This window comes from Actinokineospora sp. NBRC 105648 (assembly GCF_030269645.1).
GTDB lineage: Bacteria > Actinomycetota > Actinomycetes > Mycobacteriales > Pseudonocardiaceae > Actinokineospora.
In genome coordinates this window covers 38,909-58,147 of the sequence record NZ_BSTR01000027.1, presented here as the reverse complement: position 1 = coordinate 58,147, position 19,239 = coordinate 38,909, and the positions used below count along the sequence as shown (strand labels likewise).

General features: G+C 60.8%; 18 protein-coding genes, 1 tRNA gene and 1 pseudogene. 7 read left to right on the top strand and 13 right to left on the bottom strand.

The window, feature by feature from the left end; all coding sequences use genetic code 11:
* The first annotated feature begins 175 nt into the window (after positions 1-175).
* On the top strand, positions 176-2,683 hold the full coding sequence (locus QSK30_RS22450) for a penicillin-binding protein (RefSeq protein WP_285505543.1): 2,508 nt from the start codon (positions 176-178) through the stop codon (positions 2,681-2,683).
* A 67-nt stretch (positions 2,684-2,750) separates the two neighbouring features.
* On the opposite strand, the gene QSK30_RS22445 is transcribed toward QSK30_RS22450, so the two are convergent.
* Positions 2,751-2,954 carry a GatB/YqeY domain-containing protein gene (locus QSK30_RS22445; RefSeq protein WP_285505542.1) on the bottom strand — a complete coding sequence of 68 codons (204 nt, stop codon included), beginning with the start codon at positions 2,952-2,954 and terminating at the stop codon, positions 2,751-2,753.
* A 257-nt stretch (positions 2,955-3,211) separates the two neighbouring features.
* Here QSK30_RS22445 and QSK30_RS22440 point away from each other — a divergent pair, with 257 nt between their 5' ends.
* Positions 3,212-3,559: a hypothetical protein gene (locus QSK30_RS22440; protein ID WP_285505540.1), complete on the top strand. Its 348-nt coding sequence runs from the start codon at positions 3,212-3,214 to the stop codon at positions 3,557-3,559.
* 2 nt (positions 3,560-3,561) lie between these two features.
* On the opposite strand, the gene QSK30_RS22435 is transcribed toward QSK30_RS22440, so the two are convergent.
* Positions 3,562-4,032, bottom strand: a complete 471-nt coding sequence (locus tag QSK30_RS22435; RefSeq protein WP_285505539.1) for a GatB/YqeY domain-containing protein — start codon at positions 4,030-4,032, stop codon at positions 3,562-3,564.
* Positions 4,033-4,089: 57 nt separating this feature from the next.
* On the opposite strand from QSK30_RS22435, the gene QSK30_RS22430 reads away from it, so the two are divergent.
* Entirely contained in the window at positions 4,090-5,055 is a 966-nt protein-coding gene (locus QSK30_RS22430) for a metallophosphoesterase (RefSeq protein WP_285505537.1), read from the top strand.
* 20 nt (positions 5,056-5,075) lie between these two features.
* A tRNA-Pro gene (locus tag QSK30_RS22425) sits at positions 5,076-5,152 on the top strand.
* 721 nt (positions 5,153-5,873) lie between these two features.
* Here the strand turns inward: QSK30_RS22425 and QSK30_RS36975 are convergent.
* The 8 genes and pseudogenes from QSK30_RS36975 to QSK30_RS22385 all read right to left on the bottom strand — a co-directional run.
* Positions 5,874-6,875: pseudogene (locus QSK30_RS36975) on the bottom strand (recombinase family protein); the annotation flags it as partial.
* Positions 6,876-6,888: 13 nt separating this feature from the next.
* Positions 6,889-7,524, bottom strand: a complete 636-nt coding sequence (locus QSK30_RS22415) for an ImmA/IrrE family metallo-endopeptidase (protein ID WP_285505533.1) — start codon at positions 7,522-7,524, stop codon at positions 6,889-6,891.
* Positions 7,525-7,542: 18 nt separating this feature from the next.
* On the bottom strand, positions 7,543-7,896 hold the full coding sequence (locus tag QSK30_RS22410) for a helix-turn-helix domain-containing protein (RefSeq protein ID WP_285505532.1): 354 nt from the start codon (positions 7,894-7,896) through the stop codon (positions 7,543-7,545).
* 66 nt (positions 7,897-7,962) lie between these two features.
* Positions 7,963-8,775 (bottom strand): replication-relaxation family protein, encoded by an 813-nt coding sequence (locus QSK30_RS22405; protein ID WP_285505531.1) that lies wholly within the window; start codon positions 8,773-8,775, stop codon positions 7,963-7,965.
* Between the two features lie 130 nt (positions 8,776-8,905).
* Positions 8,906-11,206, bottom strand: a complete 2,301-nt coding sequence (locus tag QSK30_RS22400; RefSeq protein WP_285505529.1) for a type IV secretory system conjugative DNA transfer family protein — start codon at positions 11,204-11,206, stop codon at positions 8,906-8,908.
* Between the two features lie 681 nt (positions 11,207-11,887).
* The gene (locus QSK30_RS22395; RefSeq protein ID WP_285505527.1) at positions 11,888-12,178 is read right to left on the bottom strand and encodes an FtsB/FtsL family cell division protein; all 291 of its coding nucleotides are present in this window, start codon (positions 12,176-12,178) and stop codon (positions 11,888-11,890) included.
* A 7-nt stretch (positions 12,179-12,185) separates the two neighbouring features.
* Entirely contained in the window at positions 12,186-12,512 is a 327-nt protein-coding gene (locus QSK30_RS22390) for a hypothetical protein (RefSeq protein WP_285505526.1), read from the bottom strand.
* Positions 12,513-12,950: 438 nt separating this feature from the next.
* Complete coding sequence (locus QSK30_RS22385) at positions 12,951-13,268, bottom strand: hypothetical protein (protein WP_285505524.1); 318 nt, start codon at positions 13,266-13,268, stop codon at positions 12,951-12,953.
* Positions 13,269-13,355: 87 nt separating this feature from the next.
* Between QSK30_RS22385 and QSK30_RS22380 the strand changes: the two genes are divergently transcribed.
* The gene (locus QSK30_RS22380) at positions 13,356-15,395 is read left to right on the top strand and encodes a P-loop NTPase family protein (RefSeq protein ID WP_285505522.1); all 2,040 of its coding nucleotides are present in this window, start codon (positions 13,356-13,358) and stop codon (positions 15,393-15,395) included.
* Between the two features lie 367 nt (positions 15,396-15,762).
* Here the strand turns inward: QSK30_RS22380 and QSK30_RS36970 are convergent, their stop codons facing one another.
* The gene (locus QSK30_RS36970) at positions 15,763-16,149 is read right to left on the bottom strand and encodes a recombinase family protein (RefSeq protein ID WP_352231606.1); all 387 of its coding nucleotides are present in this window, start codon (positions 16,147-16,149) and stop codon (positions 15,763-15,765) included.
* A 17-nt stretch (positions 16,150-16,166) separates the two neighbouring features.
* Positions 16,167-16,370 carry a hypothetical protein gene (locus QSK30_RS22375; protein ID WP_285505520.1) on the bottom strand — a complete coding sequence of 68 codons (204 nt, stop codon included), beginning with the start codon at positions 16,368-16,370 and terminating at the stop codon, positions 16,167-16,169.
* A 150-nt stretch (positions 16,371-16,520) separates the two neighbouring features.
* Here QSK30_RS22375 and QSK30_RS22370 point away from each other — a divergent pair, with 150 nt between their 5' ends.
* Both QSK30_RS22370 and QSK30_RS22365 read left to right on the top strand, forming a co-directional pair.
* The gene (locus QSK30_RS22370; protein WP_502871866.1) at positions 16,521-17,891 is read left to right on the top strand and encodes an NsdA family TPR-like regulatory protein; all 1,371 of its coding nucleotides are present in this window, start codon (positions 16,521-16,523) and stop codon (positions 17,889-17,891) included.
* Positions 17,884-18,768 (top strand): DMT family transporter, encoded by an 885-nt coding sequence (locus QSK30_RS22365; protein ID WP_285505517.1) that lies wholly within the window; start codon positions 17,884-17,886, stop codon positions 18,766-18,768. The genes QSK30_RS22370 and QSK30_RS22365 overlap by 8 nt, the downstream gene beginning before the upstream one ends.
* Positions 18,769-18,818: 50 nt before the next feature.
* On the opposite strand, the gene QSK30_RS22360 is transcribed toward QSK30_RS22365, so the two are convergent.
* Complete coding sequence (locus QSK30_RS22360) at positions 18,819-19,100, bottom strand: hypothetical protein (RefSeq protein ID WP_285505515.1); 282 nt, start codon at positions 19,098-19,100, stop codon at positions 18,819-18,821.
* Positions 19,101-19,239 lie beyond the last annotated feature (139 nt).

Here is a 19,239-nt window from a genome sequence, read left to right as displayed (position 1 = left end):
GCTGTTCGGCGCTGTCGTGAGACGTTGACGAACGTTAGTAGGTCCAGGTTCCATCGAGTACCTCGGTGGACGCAGGTGTTACGGAAAGTCAATACGCCAGGTGGTGTCGTCGGAAAGGCACGAGGCGTGACGCTCTTGACAGTGGTCCGACCGGGTCGCGCGTAGGCTGGGCCCCGTGCGCGTGGGAGACAGCCTGCTGAAACTACTCGGACTGTGCCTGCTGGCCGGTGTTCTCGTGGCCGGGATGCTGTTCCCGATCGTGGGTGCGCTGGGGGTGGCGTCCAACCGGGCCAGTGACACGATCGACAGTGTCTCGGCCGACCTGGTGGCGACCCCGCCACCGCTGATCACCACGATCACCGACAGCGCGGGCGCCCCGATCGCCTCGCTGTTCGACCAGTACCGGCTCCCGGTGACCCCCGAGCAGATCTCGCCGACGATGAAGGCGGCGCTGATCTCGGTGGAGGACCGCCGGTTCTACGAGCACCACGGCGTGGACTGGAAGGGCACCATCCGCGCGGCGATCTCCAACCAGGGCGGCGGCGACACCCAGGGCGCCTCGACGCTCACCCAGCAGTACGTGAAGAACTACCTGATCAACGTGGTGAACCGGGGCAACAAGACCGAGCAGTCCAAGGCCCAGGAGCAGACCATCGCGCGCAAGCTGCGCGAGGCGCGGATCGCCATCCAGCTCGAGCAGAAGATGAGCAAGGAAGAGATCCTCACCGGCTACCTCAACGTGGTCGAGTTCGCCTACGAGGTCTACGGCATCGGGGCGGCGTCGAGCGCCTACTTCGGCACGACGCCGGACAAGCTGACCGTCGCCCAGGCGGCGCTGCTGGCGGGCGCGGTGAACAACCCCGTGCTCTACAACCCGTGGCGCAAGCCCACGGAGACGCTGGAGCGGCGCAACTTCGTGATCGAGAAGATGGTGGAGAACCAGAAGCTCTCCCGCGACGTCGCCGACGAGGCCAAGAAGGAACCGCTGGGCACCCTGCCCAAGCCGAGGAAGCCCGCCGCGAACTGCGTCGGCGCGGGCCCGCAGTCCGGCTTCTACTGCCAGTACGTGTTCGAGTACCTGGAGAAGCTGGGCTTCACCGAGGACCAGATCAAGACCGGCGGCTACACGATCAAGACCAGCTTCGACGCCCGGGCCACCGAGCTGGCCAAGCAGGCCGCCGAGGCCGAGGTGCCCAAGACCACCCCGGGCATCGCCAACACGATGGCCATCGTGACCCCGGGCAAGGAGCGCCACCAGGTGCTCGCCCTGGTCGCCAACCGCGACTACGGGCTGGACCCGGCGGCGGGCCAGACCACCTACGGCCTGCCCAGCCGGATCGCCAACAAGTTCGGCGCGGGCTCGATCTTCAAGATCTTCACCTCGGCCGCCTACCTGGAGAAGGGCGGCGGCATCAACAACATCATCGACACCCCGCCCACCTACAACTCCCAGGTGTTCGTCGGCGGCGGCAAGTCCTGCCAGCGCACGTCCAAGCCCAACGACGGCGACACCCGCTCGTACTGCGTGAGCAACGCGGGCACCTACCAGCCCAAGATGACGCTGCAGGACGCGCTGGCGCTCTCGCCGAACACCGGTTTCGTGGCGCTGGAGGAGCGCATCGGGATGGGCCCGGTGGTCGACATGGCCAGCAGGCTCGGCCTGCGCGAGACCATGGCCGCCAACAGCGTGGGCACCGACCCTGACCCTGCCGCGACCCGAGACGAGTACAAGCTCTCCCAGTCCGACTTCTTCAAGCCCACTGCCAACGGCCCGGGCAAGGCGTCGTTCACCCTGGGGCCGGGCCCGGTGAGCACCCTGGAGCTGGCCAACGTCGGCGCCACCCTGATGAGCGGCGGCGTGTGGTGCCCGCCGTCGCCGCTGCTGGAGGTGCTCGACCGCAACGGCAAGAAGGTCGACGTCAACGAGCAGCCGTGCGAGCAGGCCGTGGCCGAGCCGCTGGCCAACACGCTGGTCACCGGGCTGTCCAAGGACGACCAGATCTCGGGCGGCACGTCGCGGGCCGCGGCGACGTCGGTGGGCTGGACCCGGCCGCTGATGGGCAAGACCGGCACCACCCAGGAGCACAAGTCCGCGGGCTTCGTCGGCGCCACCCCGCAGTACTCCGCCGCGGTGCTGACCTTCAACGACAGCCCCAAGCCGCAGGGCATCTGCGTCCGGTCCGACCCGCCCCGGCTGTGCGCCAACGGCGACATCTACGGCGGCAAGGCCCCGGCCCAGACCTGGTTCTCGATGATGTCGAAGTACATGGCGGGCATGCCCGAGGTCCCGCTGCCACCGACCGACCCCCGCTACCTCGACGGCGGCGACGACGCCAAGGTGCCGGACGTGCTGTACCTGAGCCAGGAGGACGCGACCAACCGGTTGCAGCAGGCGGGCTACAAGGTGGTGGCCAAGGACCGCAGCGACGGGCACAAGCGGGGCACCGTGGTCGGCCAGTCCCCCCGTGGCTCCGCGCTGCAGGGCGAGACCGTGACGATCTTCGTGAGCACCGGGTACGTACCGCCGCCGCAGACCTCGAACGCGCCCACCACCGTGAACCCGGGGACCCCACCACCGGACGGTGGCGGCGGGGGAGGCAACGGCCCAGGCCCGGGAAACGGCGGCGGACCGGGCAGGCCCGGCGAGGAGCCGACGTTCACCATCGAACCGCCGATGCCGTAGCCGGCGGCTCCACCGAACGAGGAGAGGTCGCCGTCCCGTGGGACGGCGACCTCTCGTGGTCTTCGACCTAGTCGGCCAGTGCGGCCTTCACTGCGGCGGCGCCCCGGCCGCCCTCGGCGCGGCTCGCGACCTTGGCGCCCCTCATGACCTGCCCCAACTGCGCTGCCCAGGAAGCCGAGCCCAGCGCCGCAGTGACCTCCTCCACGGCCAGGGCGACCAAGCCGACGAGCTCGTCGTCGGCGAACTGCTTGGGCAGGTACTCGGTGAGCACCTCGTGGATTAACGGCCTGGGGGTTGGGCCGTACGGCGACGGCGATTTCCACGCCGGTGACCCCAGCTGCCGTTCTGCATCTGGCAGTCGGCGAGCGACGCCTGCCTGAGCCGGGAGACCTTGCAACCGAACCCGGTCGGGACGCCCGCCTGGGCGTCTTCAATCTCGACGGTGATCAGGTAGGTTCGACTGATATGGACGAGGTACCCGTGCGGTTCCGATCCCGTGGCCCGCACGGGTGCCTCATCCTGGTTGTGGTGGCTGTCGTGGTGGCAGGTGTGTTCATCGCCAAGGCGCGGGACTCGGACGCGGCGAGGGACAGCGCCGTGCAGAACCTGTGGCAGTCGGTCCACCGGGCCGAGGACCACCTCAGGACGGTGCCCCGACCCATCTCCGACACCGATCTGGCCCAAGCGGTCACCGAGCACGGTGGGCAGCGGGTCACGATCTCGCACCCGGCGGGGGCGACGGAGGCGCGCGCGTCCTACTGGGGTTCCGCGGGGTCGACCCTCGGCGGTGTCGACCTGTGGTTGTGCGTCGCCTTCACGCTAACTTCGGCGGGCGACAGGTGGACTGTGAGCAGCCGGGAAGTCCCCGACTGCTGAGGTCAGCCGACTAGTTTGGCCTTGACCGCGGCCGCGACCCGACCGCCGTCCGCGCGACCGGCGACCTTGGCGTTGGCGGCCTTCATGACCTGGCCCATCTGTCGCGGCCCGGGCGCCTCGCCCAGCGCCGCGGTGACCTCCTCGACGGCCTGGGTGACCAGGTCGGCGAGGGTGGCGTCGTCGAGCTGCTTGGGCAGGTACTCGTTGAGCACCTCCGCCTCGTCGAGCTCGAGCTGGGACTGCTCGGCGCGCCCCGCGTCGGCGAAGGCCTCGGCGGCCTCCTTGCGCTTCTTCACCTCGCGGGCGAGGACCTTGAGAACCTCGTCGTCGGCGAGCTCCCTGGCCTCGGTGCCAGCGACCTCGGCGTTGGTCAGCGCGGTGAGCGCCATCCGCAGGGTCGCCACCTTGGTCTTGTCCCGGGCCTTCATCGCGGTCGTGAGATCCGCCCGCAGCCGGTTCTTGAGCTCAGCCATGCGGAGAACCCTACTGACCGTTCAGTGGCCGCGCGCCGAACCCGTAGGCTCAGGGGCGTGAGTGACGCCGTGAGGACCCTCAGTCGCATCGCCATCGGCACGACCGCGCTCGGCGCGGCGACCATCGCCTACGCGGCGGGGTACGAACGAACGCGCTGGACTTTGCGGCAGGCAACGCTACCGGTACTGGCCGAGGGCGCCCGCCCCTTGCGCGTGCTGCACATCTCCGACCTGCACATGCTCCCCGGCCAGAAGTCCAAGCAGCGCTGGGTGGCCGCGCTCGACGAGCTGAACCCGGACCTGGTGGTCAACACCGGCGACAACCTCGCGCACAAGCAGGCTGTGCCCGCCGTGGTCCGCGCGCTCGGCCCGCTGCTCAACCGCCCGGGCGTGTTCGTCTTCGGCAGCAACGACTACTACGCCCCCAAGCCGAAAAACCCGATGCGGTACCTGTTCCCGTCGAACAAGCGCATCCACGGCATCCCGCTCCCCTGGCAGGACCTGCGCGCCGCCATGGTCGAACGCGGCTGGATCGACCTGACCCACAACCGCACCCTGTTCACCGTCGACGGCCGCACCATCGCCGCGGCGGGCGTCGACGACCCGCACCTCAAGCGGGACCGGTACGACGACGTGGCGGGCAAGCCGGACCGCCAGGCCACCCTGCGCCTGGGCGTGACGCACTCCCCCGAGCCCCGCGTCCTCGACCGCTTCGCCGAGGACGGTTACGACCTGGTGATGGCAGGCCACACCCACGGCGGCCAGCTCCGCATCCCCGGCTACGGCGCCCTGGTGACCAACTGCCAGCTGGACCGCGGCCGCGCCCGCGGCTCGTCCCGCTGGGGCGCCCACACCTGGCTGCACGTGTCCGCGGGCCTGGGCACCTCCCCCTACGCCCCGGTCCGCTTCGCCTGCCCCCCGGAGGCCAGCCTGCTGACCCTCGTACCCCGCACCACCAGCGGCGATCCCGTCCAGGAGGGCTCAAGGGGAGCCCGATTCGGTGCTGGGGCCCGCGTCCGATAGACTTCTCCCCGTTCCACCATCGGGGTGTGGCGCAGCTTGGTAGCGCGCTTCGTTCGGGACGAAGAGGTCGCAGGTTCAAATCCTGTCACCCCGACCAGGACCGCCTTACTTGAACCAACGTCCCCCAGGACGTCAGCAAGTGAGTCGGTCCAGGTCAGAACACTGGTAGCCCCGGTCTCCGCAAGGAGGCCGGGGCTACTTGCTGTCTGTGGCTCGTGCAGCCACGCGGGTAGGTCAGACTGCCGGGGGCTGCCCTCCAGTCCGGCAGCGGGACGGTGAGCCCCCTGCCGCCGGTAGATGGTGTAAGCCTCACAGATGATCTTGAACGGCCCGTTCAGGATGTGGTCTGTGACACGTTGCCCGTCCACGAACAGCCGCCCGAAGAAGGCGTTGTTCAGGACGGCTCGCACCGTCTCGTTTCCCCGGGCGTACAGCGCTGCTGGGGTGTCGAGCAGGTCAAGGGCCGTCAGGAATACCTGACGGCCGATCTCCAACTCGTTGGCTGCCTGGTCAAGCTGCCGGGAGATGTTGGCTCGTTCGTCGCGGATGGCATCGAGCCGGGCACGCAACTTGTCCTTGGGCCAACCCTCGTCAGCCGCCAAGTCCAGAAAGTAGTTCTCCTTGCTGTCGAGCTTGGCCAGCCGGTTGGTGAACTGTGCCCGCAGGTCGGTGCTTGGCTCGGTGCGGACAGCCACCGCTTTGTGGACTGCCGCGTGTACCCGCTGGCGCAACTCAGCGGGCAGCACCGGCAACGACTGGTAATGCTGTTCGACCAGCTCTTCCATGACGTCCACCGGCACGTAGGGGTGGTCACACCTTTTTTGCTGCCGTCCCCGACAGAGAAAGTAGAAATATTCTCCACCTCGACCGCGGCCTGGCATGAGGGTAAAGCGGTGACCACAGCGCCCACACCAGACCAACCCTTTGAGGTAGTGCTTGTGTTCGCGCTGCCGGGTGCCGCTACCGCTGTGCGCATTCATGATGCGCTGGACCCGCTCGAATAGCTCCACCGAGATGAGCGGCTCATGTCGCCCGGGGTATTCAAGGCCCTTGTAGGTAATAATCCCAATGTAGTACTTGTCCCGCAAAGCCTTGTGGAGTGTCTGCCGGACAATCGGACCACGCCGTCCAACGGCGGTCAGCCCCGCATCAATCACAATTTCTAGTACGGAGTCCAGCGTGTGCTGCCCCGTGCCGTACAGCTCAAACGCCTGGCGTATTAATGGACCACGCTTCGGGTCAATGACAATAGAGTTGACCTTGCGGTCGTCCTCGATAATGATTTGTCGGTTGAGGTAGCCGATTTTGGCAAGGGTGACCGTCCCGCCATTTTTCACTTTATTGTGCATCTTGACGGACACGTCTTGGCCCTGCATTTTGACCTGTACGTCATTCATGATGTCGGTGACGGCTTTCATGGCCCGTGCCATGTAGCCCTCACCAAAATCCTCACGAGCAGAGATGAGCTGTACGCCCATCTCGTTAAGCTGTCGTTCGGTCACGCCCGCATCCACGTAGTCACGGAAGGCCCGTGAGCGCATATAGATGAACACATATTTTACGTCGGGGTGCGCTTTGAGGTAGGCCAGCATCTCCTTGAATACCTTGCGCTTAGCGATGCCCTGCGCACTGGTACCCGGCTCGACAAACTCTTTTTGCAGTACCACGCGCATAGCGCGGGCTTTGTCCTGCGTGCTGCCCCGTTGGGTGTTGATCGAGTTACCCTCGGGATCAACGTCAGCGGCAGTGTTTAGTTGCTTTTTGGACGACACCCGTAGGTACGAGATGCCAATACCAATGTCAGTCTTAGTCGGTTCCATGGTAGTAGTCTCCTTACGCGGCTGTGCAATAGGTGACAGATTCAGGAGCGGCACGGAAGTAACGGACGACCGAACGATCGGGGAAGTGTCGCGGATGTGGACCAACAAGTCCTAAGTCACTCAAGCGGCGGGACATGGCCGCAGGCGAAACACGAAATCGTCGGGCTAGGTTGTCCACATCCTGTGTGCCGGTCGACCAGGCTTCTTTGACCCATGCACGCGGCATGAGCAGGCAGGCCGCGAAGTAGTCGCAGATATTTTCGACGTACGTCGGGTCAGTCCGGCCGTCACGGTCGGTGTAGAGTACGCGCATAAACGGATGGTCCAGTACATGCTTCAACTCGTGGGCCAGTGTGAATCGTCGCCGTGTGGCGCTGTCGTCCCTGTTAATAGCTATCCGCCATGCCCCTTTGTGCCATTCAGATAGTCCCGACAGTCCACCCATTTGTTTAGACGAACACACCATGACGTTGAGCCGGGGCAGCTCAATAATGCGGCCTATATCAACTGGCGCGACAGTGATGTCTAATAGTTCTAGTAGTTTCGCCGCCTGCCGTTCGGCGATACCCCGTGCTTGGTAATCAGCCAACGGATAGGCTGGCGTCAGACTCCGTACCTCGCGTACGACATTGCTTAGTGGACTACTCATGTTTCCTCCCTTCGCTTATCATTCTTTCTCTCGTTGGTCCAATATCTTCTGTATCGCGGCTTCCGCCGCCGCTTGTTCCTTATCGGTCATGTTGTAGGCTCGCCTAAAGTAGACTTTTGCCGGTGGCAATGGTGCGTCCACACCCACAAACCGCAGTAGGTCGGTCACGTCCAACTCCAACGCACGAGCGATATTTTGCAGCATCACACCGGTAGGCCGGGTCACGTCGCCAGCCTCAATCTTGGCCAGCACCGAATGGTGAGCGCCAACCATGGGCGCCAGTTGTCGTATTGACAAGCCCGCTTCTTGTCGCGCTTGGCGGATGGTACTGCCCAGTGTTGGCAAAGAGTTGTCTACCGAGTTTCGATCCATAACTTATCCTCCTAACACCATTTTACCACGATCGTCTCAATGATGAGACGTAGTTTTTGCAACGCTTTATGACGTCAGCTCCATGAATAAGGACCTCGCTGCGGTCGCCTCTGTCTCTACGATGAAGAGATCGAGATGTCCAGGGTTTGACTCGATCATTCGCTTCAGCGCATCGCGGCGACTGCCGTCGGGTGCCACAAAAAGTACTCGGGGCATTATGCCATGGGGACCGAGCTGCCCACGTCGATAGAAGTCGAGATAGACAGTCACCTTACGACTAATAGTTGATATATGCTCAGTGGCTCGATCGATCTCTACAAAGTAGTTGTCTTCTACGCCGCCGCCTACCAGTCGAATATAGGCATCGGGCTTGAGCCAGCCGCCTAGGCCGTCCGGCTGCCATGACCGAGGTTCAGCACGGTAGTCAGCTAGCTTTCCCGCACCTGTACGCGCCTGTTCCACTAGTCGCACGAACAGCTCGCTACCGGCCAGAATATGCCCCAAAAAGCGTTCACCTGGCAGCGCTGACCGACGCACCTGTTGGTGTGCTCCGATGCCATCCTGAAGCTGGATGAGCCGTAGTCCAACGCTATCGAGGGTGTAGGCCGCACCGGCTGAGCCTCGCTTGCTACCCCCAACGCGGCGGGATAGAGGTGAGATGACCCGCCAGTCGGTCAAACGCTTGAGTACCCGCCAACGCACCACCGAGCGCGAACGGTCGTGGAGGTCAGGGAAGTGGAGCCGTTCGAGCTGTGAGCCTGTCAGTAGGCGTAACCGATCAAGATCAGTCAGGATGGACCAGTCCCGCGGAGTGAGCCGTTCGACTACCCAGTCGACATGAGCTTGTCGCACGCGGCTGACGTCATGCCCGCCCGTCATGAGGATGCTCCTGGTGGAGGACAGACTTTCCATGTCGTTACTGCCGCTCGTAGTGCGATTACCAGCGAAAACGGCCAGTGCAGGTCGCTCCCGACCCCCACACCGATACCAACACCGAACCCAACACCGTTCACGCTGCACCCCCGGGCCAAGTGCGCCGTCCAGGCCGCACCGGGCCGGGTAGATCCAATCGAGCTTCTAAGCCTGCTTCGACCGTGTCCCGAGTTCTACCGTGACGCTGCTGACTGGCAGTGGCCAGCTCGTGCGCACCCCCGGTTGCCTCGCTCAGCGGCAGTGTCACGCCGGTTACCGGCATACCGGTCGCGCCGTTGGTGCTCAGCCGGGCGACGATTTCATAGGCAGATAGCCCTTGAAGGTCAGCGGCCACCAAGGGAGCAAACCGCCGCGCAAGGGCCACGGCGTCATTGTGGTCAGTCTGAAAGGCCACCGTGGAGCGCACCGTGCCAAGCACCGCTTGTTGCATGGTCGCTGAGAGCTGGTTGAGGTATTGATGCGCCAGTCCCAATCCCAGCCCGAGGCCGCGCGCTTGGGCGAGCATGTCAGCCAAATCTGAGGAAGTACCGAACCGCACAATATCCTGGAACTCGTCCAAATACGCGAACACTGGTGCGCGGCGCTCGGGGGGAAATTGTGTCCGTGACAACGTTGCCTGCCACAGTGCTCCAACAAATAGGGAGCCAAGCAGGTGTGCGGATTCGGAACCGAGCGCTCCTTTAGCGAGGGACACCAGCAAGACTGACTTGCGACGGAATTGCGCGTCAAGGCGGATACCATCACTCTGTCCGAGCATGAGCCGGATTGGTGTCCGCATAGTGAACGCCCGCAGCTTGTTGAGCACCGGAGCAATGGCGTTCAACCGTGCCTCTGTACTTTGCGCGTCAAACTGCTGCCAATAGGTCCGCAAGTGTGGCGGTAGAGAAGGCTGCCGCATAACGTATTGCCGCAGCCCGGGGTTAGTAAATAGGTCAGGGATCTCGATCAATGTAAAATCTGAGCCGTCCGGCGCCCGGGTATGGGTCAGCGAAAATAGCGCTGCCCGTAACAGGTCATCGGTCCGCGGTCCCCAAAACTCGCGGTAAATTGAGTGCAGGATAGTCAACACTCGATCGGCCACGAGTTCAGCATTACTACCCCGAGGAACTTGCAGTGGATTGAACCCGACTATACGCCCACTAACGTTACTGGGATCAATGATGACAACGTCATCATGGCGACCGTCCGGGATGCGCTCGGCAATGGAAGCGATCAGATCACCTTTGGGGTCTACCACGATTGTAGCGCGCCCTGCTGCGATATCCTGCAAAGCAAGGCTGGCAATAAGGGTGGATTTTCCGGTACCAGTTTGCCCGATAAGGTGAAGGTGCTGAAGCCGGTCGGTCGCACTAACCCGCAGTGGCATTTTCGTCAGTCCCGGGTAATTACTGTGCCCAATTGTCGCACCATGCAGTGGAGAAGAGGCAAGCGGCGGGAGCTGGCGCGCGGCCCCGGTCTGCACACCGGGCAATCGTGCTCCGTTTAATGGCAATGCCAGTAGTCCGGCGGCCTCGCTGACCGACAGCGTGAGTGGCCAGCGGGTCACCGGCATTGACCGCTCAGCCACTCGCCGTGTCACTATTCGTGAAGGCAGGAGCCGGCGCCGTAGCCTTACTCCAATGGCGTTCAAACCGTGCCAGTGATGCCAAGTCCGTCGCAGCAAGGCATACGCCTGTGCTGATTCCTTGGCCTCAATACCCATACGGGCTACTGCCATGAGCTGTGCACCCTGATGCTTGAGCCGGGCCGCACGCACCGCTTCAGCATCTGCGGGCGGGGTGTCTTCCCAGAACCATGAACCGTTCGGGTGGATATCACTGGGGACCGTGCGCATTGGCTCCGGTGTGCCTGCGCTGGTGAATATCCATTGCACCCGCACGGAGCTACCCGGCGGAACCGGTTGCAAGCTTGCTAGCAAAGCCGTGCTGACCTGGTCAGCTCGATCACTGGCTAGGGGCCGGACGTGACTGGTCATGGTCAGTTCTGCTGCTACCAAAAATCGTTTGCCACTATGTAGGTAATCAGAGGCTTCGGTCAACCGACTACCCGGCATGGCAGCTTGTATCCCTGATAGCAGGGAAGCCCGGTCGCTTCCAGCGACGAGAATGAAATACCGAATACCGTAGGCATCGCTGATAACCTCAAACACCACGGGTGAAACCGGCAGTAGTGTAAACCAACTGGGATGGGTGGCCGCAGCCACCGTAGACAGCCAGGAGGTCACAGCCTCATGAGTCAGCGAGCCTGGCGGAATGAGTTGATAGGCAACAAGCTTCCGTCGCCAACTGTCCGCTTCGAGTACACGAGCCCCCATCACCAACAACGGCATAGCCAGCCCCATACCAAGACACAACAACAGGAAAAGGGTTCCACTCATTTCTGAGCCTCCCTATGCGTACTGCCTTGCGTTGTAGTTGCAGTCTGCTGTTCAGCGGCAAACTGATCGCCAAGGGCAAGTAGTGCCGCGACTAGGAGGTCAAGTTGAGGGAAGTGGCGTCCCGCTTTTGTCACCCGAAAGATCCATTGTTGTCGTGCCATACTTCGTCCAAATGCCTCCCTGGGTAGTTAAGTGTCTCAACTGTGAGACGTACACTATTAGTTATACGTCTCACAGTTGAGACAATCAAGCGCTACAACTATTTCACAACACTACGCCGCAGGTGGACGGATGTGCTCGTTGTGGCAAGTACCGACACTTCTACGCGTTGACCGTTCTGTTCGTAGTGTTTCAGCCAGTTGGCCTAGCAACTTCTCCCGCTCCCGGCGTTCGTGATCTTCGACTTTCCCAACCAGTTGCTTCCGTGACTTTCGTGGCACATGGCGCCTCCTTATATAAGGCAATGAATCGAGAATTAGAACCGCCGTCCGAATACCGCTACCCACAGCCAAGCCACTAGCCCGATCCCAGCCAGGTAGGGCAGGACAGCAATGACAACATCAGCTACGGCGTCTTGCACTTGTCCGGCTGCCCGTGCTCCCGCCGCCAGCACTACTGGTGCGGCCACTAGAGCAGTGACCAGTAGTAGAGTGCGTGCCCGTCGGTTGCCTCGATAAGGGTTCACGGCCCAGCGTCCTGAACCTCGTCACGCTGGGCCTCAGCCTGCATAGCCCGCCGCGCGTGCAGGAACACTGAGCGCACCTGTCCGAGCCGCTCCAATTGCTTCCATTCCACATCGATGGCTTGGCGCTGGAATGCCAGCCGCTCACGCTCCGCAGACAACCGTACGTCCGCCAACATGAATCCCAACCTGAGCAGCGTCCAGACCATGAACACCGCCAGAGAGGCCACCCAACTGAACAGCAACCCGATGGCAAGCCAGCCCGCCAGTCCGAGCAGCACCATCCGCACCCGAGTCTCAATCACGACCGGCCTCCGATACAATATCCGCCAAGGCCATAGCGGCAAGGTCAGCAATGGCTTGGAAGCGGCCCGCTCCCTGCGGCGCGTGTCGCATCCAAAACGCCTCCGACTGGCTCAACCGTCCAGCCGCTTGCATGGCCTCTTCGGCGACATGCTCCACTGCCCGTGCACGAGCTGCCTGCACAATGGCACGGCCGTGCTCCACGGCAACGCCGTAGTTCACGGCTCGCACGACACGAGCTGGCACCGGGCGATATCCGAGTTCGTCTTGGTAGCCGTACTTGCTTAAAGCGCCGGAGAGGCGCTCGGGGAGAGAAGACATAACGATCCCCTTCTACGAATGGTATTGCGATATGAGAGGAGTGTGGTGGCCCTCCGAACCAACTTACCCAGAGAACATGTTCACGCGTCGTTGTCCTGCTGACCGCGGAGCTTGAACCGCAGGTTATCGACCTGTCGCTCTTGTTCGTTTAGGTCCCGCTGCTTTTTGTCCTGCCGCCGCCCACGCTTGTACTGAGCGTGAGTTGTCAGGCCATGGCCCAGGAGAACGCCAAGGGCCATGAAAAATGCAGAGGTAGAGAGGATGGTCTGGAGCATAGGTGCATCACCAATCCTGACCTGCGCCGGGAGGTGCGTAAATCGCAACGCGCCTTCTGCCGTTGTTGCTATGACAGAAATAGCACAACAGATGTGTCGGGAATTACCCAACTAGTGGCTAGTGGCCACGTTGTGGCCATGCCATATGCACAGGTCAGAAGGGCTATGTCCACCAACGTTTGTCCGCCTCTGTGCGCGGATCGGGGCGGCCAAGTAGCTCTTCAAGTGTGTAGTCGGTACCGTGGTGCGCGTTGAATTCCACTAAGGATTCATCGTGATATCGAGTAATGAGTTCCGGCTCATCAGGGTTTTCAAACCTATCACCCCAATACAGCATATAATTTCCCGGATCCTCATCAGAGAACTTAAGATCCGCCCATAATGAGAATTGCTCTCTTCTCATTTCTATGGGAACACTATCATCATGCGTCTGCTCAGGCGTTTCATCGCGTTCAGGTGGGATAGGAAAACCTTCTTGCATAAGAACCTATTAATGACACAAATATTGTGGCTAGTCAAGTCTAATTTCAGGTAAGATACATCAGAGACACAGAAGGGTAGGAAGCAATTGACTACGGAGATACGCGCACGACTACGCGAAGCACTGCATCTGCTTGCTCGTAATGAAGGCATTATGCGTACAGACTCAGACTTTAGGCAACTGCTTGATAATGAACTGGGGGAACTTTGCGCGCTTTTAGCAGTAGACCCCTCTGGTGATCTGCGCGACGTACGAAGGGCGCTGAGAAACATCATCAATGGGCATATCGCTCAATTGGCACCGCGGCCTGCACGGCAGGCGCTTACGGTCGCGCAACGCAAAATACAGTATGTACACATTGCGATGGTTGCTTTCAATTTTCATACTCCCACAGGAGTGCATATGAAACTTGGAGCGCGACGCAAATGGTTCAGCCAACGCTCGGAATACCCTTGCCCGATAAAGACGCAACAGCGCGACTTTGATCACGCAGTTGACCAATTATCCACAGCATTACTAGCCAACCGCAAAACAATTGCTACATCCGGCCAAGCTATAGAACCCGAAAACTCAAACAACTTAGTTGCGCGCGAGGAATACTTTCGCAAAATTACCGACTTTGTAAATCAAGGTGCAAGAATAATCTGGATATGGGGAGAGCCTGGAACAGGGAAATCAACACTGGCTGATCTCATGGCTGCTAAGATTAGCAACGGGAGACCGACCGCAAAGCTAAGACCCGCCAGCAGGAAAGCGCTCGAATCAGATACCATTGGTGCGTTAATTGCTGATGGTGTAGATCCGGCCTTATGGGAGTGCCATACACGTACCGCCATCCTTCGCAAACGGCTTGAAGCACCCAGTATGTTGAGCGCGGTAGTAGTCGACGATATTTTCAATGAAGATCAGCTCTCGACACTTCTTCCTGAGAATCCGGGAATTCCCATCCTCATCACGAGCCGAACGCGTCCCCAAGGAAACTTCGATGCACTTGAACTGATGGAGTTTACGCAGTCAGAGGCTGAGAAACTTATCGGGCGCATGTTGCCCGCTATAACTAAGGCAGACGTGCAGGCTCTTATATCTACCCTCGGGCGCCGCCCGCTCGCACTTGAGCTTGCGGCAAGATTCCTAAAGAAGTCATGGATTACTAGTGTCGCACAATTTGTAGAAAAACTTGTTGAAAATGCACCCGAAACAATCAGCTTCATAGAAACCCTGGCCGCACAAAAAGCTAGAATAGTGCAATTGTATGAGCTAATCCTGGAAGACATTCTACTCAACGAGATTGTCACTGCTGCCCTTGACAGTGTGCTGTCCTCTATGGGAATGGGTGCAATTTCAACAGTAGATACGGCAATCTTTGTCTTTTGGCAGATACTGCCGCAGGAAAAGAATCAAATGAGAATTGAGCTTGCGTACAATAAGCTCGAAGAATATGGATTGATCCGAAGAAACACTAGTAACACGTCGCCGTTTGCAAATATCACTATGCATCCACTCACGTGGCGGATAATGAGAGACTTGCGAAGTGAGGAGCGCCGTAAAACCGACATGAACTTCCTATTGGCGCTCCAAAACGAGGCAAAATATTTCGAGGTAGAGAGAGAACTAGGCCCCAGGAACACCATTAGGTATCTCCAGATCGAGGCCCTTTTGACATACGGGCATATTCCCGGTTGGGAGTGTATAGTCCTTGTGGATCAATCCATGTTCTTGGCCCTACGACGTAGCGTAAGTGTTGATGGTGTTTTGATTGATGACCTCCATGCTGTCTCATACGAAGTCTATCCAAGTAGGACATTTCGCAGAGACATCTTGTCCGGTAGTGTCAACGTTATACAGTTAGCAGAGGCGAAAGAGCTTTACCTATTAGTAAAGCTCTATGGTGTCTTGGTTGAAATGGCACTAAGTCTCGACATACGGCTCGTCCTACACGAAGACTACCGGGTCACTTTCCTAAAGGCACTGCTAGAGCAAGCGCAAGCGAGCGCGGGACGGGAGGACTGGCTTGCTTCTCCTATTCGATTCGCAGAGAACTGGCTCAATTCGGACATTGAAAGCCGGACTAGAGATGAGATATCATACCTGCTTGCCCGGGTCAAAAACCTACTTCCTGGTCCATAAGAATATCAAGCAGCTTCAGCCTCAAGGCGGGGCTGCGCCACTCATCGGGTCACGTGCAGGTTGATCTGCTCCCGGGTATATGACTTGCTTTCCAGCATCCCGATTTTGAGGAACACTGCAACATCGCCTACCCCAGTCTATTTCTCATTCCTCGGTGGCACGTCGAGGGCAGACCGTGCCTCCTCAATGAGGCGTGCCAGTGCCTCCAGTGCTCCCAGTGTACACGTAACATGCAGCGTCTCCCACGGTGCTCCAAAAACCAGGCGGGCCACCGTGAAGTCCAGCTCAAAGGACATCGGGGCGTCATCTGTAAGGTAGACCCAGGATTCCAGTCGAATCGAGCGGTCGTCTTGTTCCGCCTCGGGATTCACCGATAACCTGCCTTGCGTTCGGTGCTGCCAGCCCCCGGTGGCAGGTCACCATCTCGGACCCGCACAGCTACCCCCGCACGGCGCAGTTGCCGCACAAGCTCAGTCGCTACCTCTATACGTGAAGACAGGTGCCCGCTGTCCAGCATTACTACGGCTGTAGTCCGCGGCAGGATCACCGCGTCCAGTAGCCCACGGAAGCCAATGCGATTGTCCACGTCTAGCGGCGAACCAATGTCGGTGAAGACTGCCCCTAGATGCCAGCCCTCGCGGGCACACCAGGCTGCCAGTGCTTCACGGCAGGATCGCACAAACAGTGGGTCGTCCGTAACAACCCGGACGTAGCCGTAGACCAAGGGCGCGGGCACGATAGGACCTCCGATCATATTGAGGGGAAGGGGATTCAACGCACGACCGGTGGCAACTGGGGATGATGCAAGGCCGCTGCCCGGATCTTGCGAAGCGCTCGATCGGCGTTATTGATCACGACCTGTTCGGCGGTCGAAGTCACGACCACGGTGGTGCTGCTGAGCGCCGCGAGCTCTGGAATGGTGAGGGTGACTGTCAATGTCACCTGTTTAGCTCGCTTCTGTTTGCCGTCGGTCATGCCTGGCCTGCTCCACGGTCGCCGGAGAGTGGCGACACCCGGCACCGGGGCCGTCCCTGCACGCGGCGGGGGTGGACGCGGCTCTGGCGTCCCCACGTGTAGGTAGTGGTCTGCCCGGTGCCGGGTGTCTTAACTTTGACTGTCCTGTCCATGGAGCGCCCAGAACACGGCAGTTCCTGGTGGCAACCCGGCAGGAACTTGGCACTTAGCCTGTTGACCTGCGGCAACCGCCCGAACACAAGCCGTGAGCTGTCATGCAAGACTGTCCACATGACGGGCAGACGTACGGAGCTGGCGCGCAGGCGAAAGTCCCAGGGCCTCACCCAGGAACGACTGGCTGAGGCCCTGCACGTGGACCCCACCACGGTCAGCCGGTGGGAGACGGGCAAGTCGCAGCCCCAGCCCTACCTATGGCCAAAGCTGGGGCGGTTGCTGGGAATCGACCAGGCGGAACTGCGGGAACTGCTGGCTCCGTTAGAGCGCTCGCCTGATGCAGCGGGGGGCTGTCAGCATCGTCCGGCATCCGTACCCGTGTGGAGGTCACCGCTTGGTCAGTCCACCGGCCGTACAGTCGATGCGGTAAGCAGTCCACGGTCAGGAGGTCTGCCGATGCACGCTGAACTTCTGAGTCAGTACGAGGCTCTGACGAGCCACTATCGACAGATCGACTACCAGGCCGGGGCCCAGGCTGTCTACGGCGACACCGTCTCCCATCTCAACCGCCTGTGGACTGCGGCTGACCAGGTGCCCTCGACCCTCTACCAGCGCTACGTCAATCTGCTTGGCGACACTGCGCAGCTCGCTGCCTGGCTCGCCATTGACGGCCAGGACTACGCCACTGCAAGGCAGTTTTGCTCCGTTGCCCTGTCCAGTGCCCAGGAGGGCGAAAATCCTGGCGCCCATGCCTACGTGCTGGGCGTCATGAGCTATATCCACCTCCATGCCCAGCGCGGTCACGAAGCGCTCCGCTTGCTGGAGGCCGCGCTCCGGATCGCCAACACCCCACGGTTAGGCGTTAATCCGGCCGTGCGTTCCTGGCTCTACGAAGCGATGGGTGAGGCGTATGCCTTCGCCGGTGACCGTCCGGCCGGTGCCCGTGCCTTGGCGCAAGCCGAACAGCTCTTCGACCAAGTCGAGTCTGACACCGTTCCGGCATGGCTCGGATTCTTTAACGCCCCGGAACATGCGGCTCGCCTGAAAGGTCGCTGCCTGGTACGTCTCGGAGACGGACCGGGTGCTATTGCCGCGTTGCAGAGCGCCTGCGAACTGCTCCCTGAGCACTACGTTCGGGAACGTTCCGGCACCCTCATTGATTTGGCTCAAGCACACCTCATGGAAGCAAACCGGGTAACGAAAACGCCGGAACCAGAAACGGCGGCCTCCATCGCTGGAGACGCGTGGAAGCTGGCAGTACTTACCCAGTCTGGTCGCAACCAACGGCGCATTACCGAGCTACTTCCCAGTTTCGCTCCGTACGCCCACCTTGGGCAGGTCCAGGCATTGACGGCCTCCATTGGCTAAGACCTTCCACCTGCACCGCGGCGTCATTCCCGGCATAGTGCTCCTGTCCTTGTTGTGGGGTGGGGCTTATCTCGTCATCGATGTGGCGCTCCGAGGTTTTCCGCCTGTAGTGGTGGTTCTGGGCCGCGCCACCTTGGCATTTCTCTTCCTGTTGCCGTTCGCGCTACGGCGAAAGGTACTTTCCGGCCTCCGGCAGCAACCCGGTTGGTTGCTATTGACAGTATTCCTGCAAGCCACCGCGCCACTCTTATTGTTGACCCTGGGGCAAGAACTTTCATCTCCGGCGATGGCGGGCATCCTGATTGGGGCACAGCCCTTGTTTGTGGCCGTCTTAGCGCTCAAGTTCGATCCCGCTGAACGGCCGCAAGGAATCCGCGGGTTGTTAGGGCTGTTTCTCGGACTTGCGGGCCTCCTGTTACTGTTTGGCCTTGACCTCAGCGGCGGCAGCCGCGCACTACTTGGTGGTCTGTTCCTTGTAGCTGCGGCTTTCTGCTACGCCTGTGGCGCCCTCCTGATTCACAAGCGCCTGACGTTTGCTGAACCCTTGGGTATTGCCACCGTGGCCATGGGGGTATCCACAGCTGTGCTCCTGGCTCCCGGACTCCTAGCCCTCCCCGAAGCCCGACCCACCACTACTAGCACTGCCGCACTTCTGACCTTGGGCATTATATTTACCGGCGTTACCCTGAACCTGAATTACTGGCTCATCCAGAACGCTGGACCAGCCAGAGCCACCCTGGCGTTTTATTTGTCTCCAGGGGTGGCAGTCCTACTTAGTTGGCTACTCCTAGATGAATACATCTCCTGGAGTACCGTATTAGGTCTCCTGGCCATCGTCGCGGGTTCTGGGTTGGCGGCTCGCAGGGGTCAGCAGTAACCGATAGTCATTCGCGGAAAAGAAGCACTAAAACACTGGTCAAGCGGGAACTACTTTCTACGACTTTCCCGCAAAATCTTAGCCACGCTGCTACGCCCGATGCCGTAGCGCTCCGCAAGCTGCAACCGTGTGGCTTCGCCACCCTCGAACGCGGCCACCAACTCTCCGATCTGCTCAGCCGTAAGGCGCAGCCGCACCGAGCGGCGTTGAGGCTTGCGCGGTGTGGCCTTGACGCTGATGCGCGGGTCGTCTCGCTCCAGTGCTAGGTGCAACTGTCGCACCGCTTCCCGCAGGTCAACCAGCCAATCCGGCTTGTTCAAGTAGTCGGACAAGAGGTCGACGCAGGTCAGGCCCTGTCCACTTAGGTGTGGACAGGGCCTGACTTCGTCTCTGGAGTGACTACGGCGCTCAGAGCCTCCACAGGCCGCCCAGTGAGCGCACCAGGATAGGTTCGCGAGTCACTGGCCAGCC